The organism is Candidatus Caldatribacterium sp. (genome assembly GCA_014359405.1).
In the GTDB taxonomy this organism is placed as follows: Bacteria; Atribacterota; Atribacteria; order Atribacterales; family Caldatribacteriaceae; genus Caldatribacterium; species Caldatribacterium oleiphilum.
Map to the genome: position 1 here is coordinate 1 of JACIZN010000141.1, position 4,323 is coordinate 4,323.

Annotated in this window: 4 protein-coding genes; 1 reads left to right on the forward strand and 3 read right to left on the reverse strand. The window is 48.3% G+C overall.

The features are described 5' to 3' along the window. The 3 genes from H5U36_09285 to H5U36_09295 form a co-directional block, all read right to left on the reverse strand. A partial coding sequence (locus H5U36_09285; protein ID MBC7218304.1) for a hypothetical protein occupies window positions 1-817 on the reverse strand: 817 nt, incomplete at its 3' end. Window positions 818-892: 75 nt separating this feature from the next. After that, window positions 893-1,888 (reverse strand): substrate-binding domain-containing protein, encoded by a 996-nt coding sequence (locus H5U36_09290; GenBank protein MBC7218305.1) that lies wholly within the window; start codon window positions 1,886-1,888, stop codon window positions 893-895. Window positions 1,889-1,979: 91 nt separating this feature from the next. Beyond that, window positions 1,980-3,017 (reverse strand): LacI family DNA-binding transcriptional regulator, encoded by a 1,038-nt coding sequence (locus tag H5U36_09295; GenBank protein ID MBC7218306.1) that lies wholly within the window; start codon window positions 3,015-3,017, stop codon window positions 1,980-1,982. A 322-nt stretch (window positions 3,018-3,339) separates the two neighbouring features. On the opposite strand from H5U36_09295, the gene H5U36_09300 reads away from it, so the two are divergent. Continuing rightward, the coding region (locus H5U36_09300) for an ATP-binding protein (protein MBC7218307.1) at window positions 3,340-4,323 on the forward strand (984 nt) is incomplete at its 3' end.

Sequence of the window (4,323 nt, forward strand, 5' to 3'; positions counted from 1 at the left end):
CGGGAGAGATCATTTCTCCTTGTTGTGTTCCAAAGTCAAAGCCATCTATGACGACTATGTCAATATTGTTTCCCAAAGCATCCCACAAAAGTTTTAGGTTTTCTATAGTTTCTTCCTCTCGGAGGTGCATGAGTTCCTTTACGTATCCTCTGTCTTGGGCAAGTAGAATTAGAAAATTAGGGAGGCTCCCAACAGGGGACAAGCCGACATTTGGCCAACACCCCAATAGCAAAGCTTTATCTGTTGTTTTCCTCAGGAGTTCGGCTCGTAGTGACATGAACTCTAAATCTTCATCAGTGAGTATTCTTTCCCGCTTTCTTCTCATTTCTTCAAGGGACGGGGGCTTAAAATCCTCTGCAAAGTGTATGAAGGATAGGTCTTCAAAATAATAGCCGTCCTTTGGCATCCTTGCAACAATGGGTTTCGCCGGATCTCCACCCTCCCGAAGAAGAAGATTACCTTCCTCGTCAACTTCTACTCTGAAGTCCCCAGGTACCAAAAATTCTTCTCCCTGAAAGATCCACGGCTTATAATCCTTGCGCTTAATTTTAAAAAACAGGCTTAAAGGTTCGATCGGTAAAACGTCCACCTCGAATCTATCTATAACATCCATTTCTACCTCTCCAAGCATCTGGAAGACATCGTATATCTTAACCGGCCGCCTATCTAACCCTAGATACTTACGTAACTCTGCAAGGGTTTTAGCTACTATGCCGGTAGTTATCGATCCACCAAGGTCAATGGGGACACGATCCGGCTCTTCATGCATAATAGCCTTCATAACGCGCTCTCTTGAGGACAATTTTTTTGAAGGCATTTTTCAGACCCCCTCTAAAACTAAAAGGAGGGTATCGAGTTTTATCGATACCCTCCTTCTCCCATTGTTTACCGCCTACCGTATTCCTGCTTCGACTAGCGGAGCGATTGCCTCGTGGTTTTCGGCTGTGACAAAACCAGCTCCCGTGTCATAGGATATAGGCGAAAATCCATAAGCAATTGTAAGGGCTAAGCTCAAGACTGGTAGGTACCCTTGGAGATAAGGTTGCTGATCCGCGGTAAGTTGGACATAGCCCTTCCGAAAAGCTTCTATTACCGCAGGATTTAGGTCGAACCCTATGATCTTTATTTCCCCAGGTTTCTTGCCTATGGCCTCCATGTACATAGGAGCAGCCGCCAGGGCTTGGCCTCCAGGAAGGCATATCAGCTTGATTTCCGGGTGGGCCAATACTGCTCCAGTTAGTGGGGGAATAAGCAACTCTGGAGAGGTAGCTGATGCAGGGGGAGCGGTAATTCTATCAACGATTATTCCCGCCTCCTCAAATGCCTTAGCGGTCGCTTCTTCTCTAATGTAGCGGCCGGGTTGACCCCACGCTCCGAAGACTATAACTCTGTCACCTTTTTGGAGGCCAAACATTTCTATTGCTTTCTTACCAAGATCCCATCCCTGTTTTGCAAGATCCGCACCAACATAACCGATGTTGCCAAACCTCTCACGAATCTTGGGACAATCTACGTTCTGGAACATCATTTTAATCCCAAGCCGCATAGCTTCTTCGACTAATGGCATGAGGGCCTCGTCTCCAGGATGGCCCATCATGGCGATGCCATCAGGACGAGCTGCAATAGCGTCCCTAAGCTGGGAAACCATCTTCTCCACGTTCCATCCTGAAAAAACATATTCTACCTTAACTCCTAAGGCTTTCTCAGCGTCCTGAGCACCCTTGTAAACTATAGAGGCAAAGACGTCTCCGGGATCTCCTCCAACGAAGAAACGAATCTTTATATCCTCCAGTTTCTTGGGCTGCTGTTCCTGTGCAAGAGAGGGCAACTGAGCCAAGAACGCAAGAACGAGGAGTAAAAACATGACCACAACATACTTTCCTTTCATTTGTCTCAACCTCCCTTTAAATTTGCTTTTGCGACGGCAGATTTCAGATGAACTCAAAACACGCTCCTTCCTCGGGTTTTTCCGCTCTCTTTCACCTCCTTCCTATATATGGCCCAACGGAGTACCCTTCTACAAAATCCGCCTCTATGTACTTGCCTACAGGAACTTGCATCTTCCCCTCTATGTGCTGCACAAGGAGCTTTACTGTTTCGTATCCCAACTCCTCGGCTTTCACCCGGATTCCTGAAAGCCGAGGAAAATAAAATCGATCGTTATCACCCTCAATGTTGCCAAGTAGGGAGACATCTTGAGGAATTCGAAGTCCCAGATCTTGGAGAGCTCTCAATGCACTTAGCGTTAAAGGTCCATCGGTAACGAAAAGTGCAGAGAATCCAATACCTTTCTGCAAAAGCTTTTGAAGCCTAGCTGGTAATTCCTCTTTTTTCATTTCTTCTGTAAGGATAAGTTGCTCCTGGATAGAGATTTTTGCTTCTTCGAGCGCCCTCCTGTACCCGGAAAGCCGCTGCATGGTGTAGACCCGGCTGCGGGAGAGACCCACAAAGAGGATATCCCGGTGCCCGAGCTCCACAAGCTTTCGGGTCGCCTGGTACGCAAGTTCCTCCTGGTTGTGGTCCACCCAGCTAATCCAGGAAACATCTTCCCCCTCGGGTTTCCCGATGCTCACGAAAGGCACGTTGAATTTGCGGAGGACCGAAAAGCGGGGATCATCAACGAAAATTTCGCTCACGATGAAACCGTCGACACTTCGGCTCTGAACTAAGGCCTCGTAGTGGAACTCGGTATCGCAGGATTTCGCACTGGTGGTGATGAGGAGCTGGTAGCTCGATTCCTCACAGGCTCGGGCAACACCGCTTAAAAACCCCGGAAAGAAGAAGGTGTTGGCCACGAGACTGGCGGGAAGGTGTGGGAAAAGAAGAGCGATGGTCCGGGTCCGGTTCGATTTCAGGCTCCGGGCAGCCCTTTTGGGGACATATCCGCACTCTTTCATGATTCGCTCAATCCGGGCCCGGGTTTCAGGGCTCACCTGGTCAGTCCGACCATTCAGGACATTTGAGACCGTAGCTTTTGAAACTCCGGCTAAACGGGCGATTTCGGCAATGGTAACCATGGTTATCTGAACCGGTTTACTGAACCGGTTAAGAAAAGTGTAGGGGAGAAAAAGGAGGCTGTCAAGGGGGCTCAGTCCGCTTCCTCTCCTTTGTGCAAGAAAGACAGCTTCGGAGACGGAACCGCCACCTCGTGGGAACCTCTTCCCATCCCTGTGAGGGTGCTTCTTTCGGTCGCTGCGAGCAAAGCGAAGCAGTCTTGTATTTCAAGGGGATGGCCAGGTATGAGTCCCTACGGCTTTTTCTCCTCATTGCAGTTCTCCTCGGTTTTTGGTATCATTTATGATACCAAAATTAGGCGGAAATGGTATCATTGGGGGAACCATGAACAAAGAAGTAGTCAAGGGAGTAATACGGGAATTCCAGGAGGGAGAACTTCCAGAGGTTGTTCCCAGAGAGGTCGATATACCCTTGAGTTCGCAGAAGATTGTGGCCATCGTTGGACCCCGAAGGAGTGGTAAGACGTACCTTCTGTTCTCCCTCATGAAGAAGTTGCAGTCTCTGGGTATTCCTCGGGAACGGATTATCTACCTCAGCTTTGACGATCCGAGACTTTTGCCCTGCCGTGCGGCGGACATGGAGCTCATTCTTGAGGCTTACAGGGAACTCTATCCAGAACACATGAGAGAAACGAGCTATGTATTCTTGGACGAAATCCAAAATGTAGCTGATTGGGAGATAGGGGTTCGGAGAATTTACGATACGAGGAGATTTCGGGTTTTTCTAACGGGTTCTTCGTCTAAGCTTTTGAGTCGGGAAATTGCGACCCAATTGAGGGGAAGAGCCATCAATTTTGAAATTTTGCCCTTTTCTTTCAGAGAAGTTCTCACCGCCAAGGGGATACGTGTAGATACGCGCACCCTCTTGTACTCCCTGGAAAGGTTTCCAGTCAGCAAATACCTCTACGAGCACCTCGAAACTGGAGGATTTCCCGAGGTAGTCTTAGAGGAAAACCCTGATGTCAAGCTCCGGATACTCAGGGAATACCTCGAGGTGATGTACTTTCGTGACCTCATCGAGCGCTACAGCATCAAAAACCAGGTCGTTCTGAGGGAGCTCATAAAATTTCTGGTCACTAATATGGCAAGTCTCTTTTCGCTGAATGCCTTTTTCAGGTGGATAAAGGAGGTATATCCTGTCACTAAGAGGACGCTACTGAGCTACGTTTTGCATCTTGAGGATATAGGACTTTTCTTCTTTGTCCGAAAGTTCTCGTGTTCTCTCAAGGAGCAAGTCCGGAATCCGAGGAAGTGTTACCTTTTGGATAACGGGTTGCGAACCGTCTATGGGTTCCAATTCAGTAAGGAT

Excerpts from the sequence above, each read along its gene's own strand:
- H5U36_09290 (MBC7218305.1), bottom strand. The coding sequence starts at position 1,888 with ATGAAAGGAAAGTATGTTGTGGTCATGTTTTTACTCCTCGTTCTTGCG.
- H5U36_09295 (MBC7218306.1), bottom strand. The coding sequence starts at position 3,017 with ATGGTTACCATTGCCGAAATCGCCCGTTTAGCCGGAGTTTCAAAAGCT.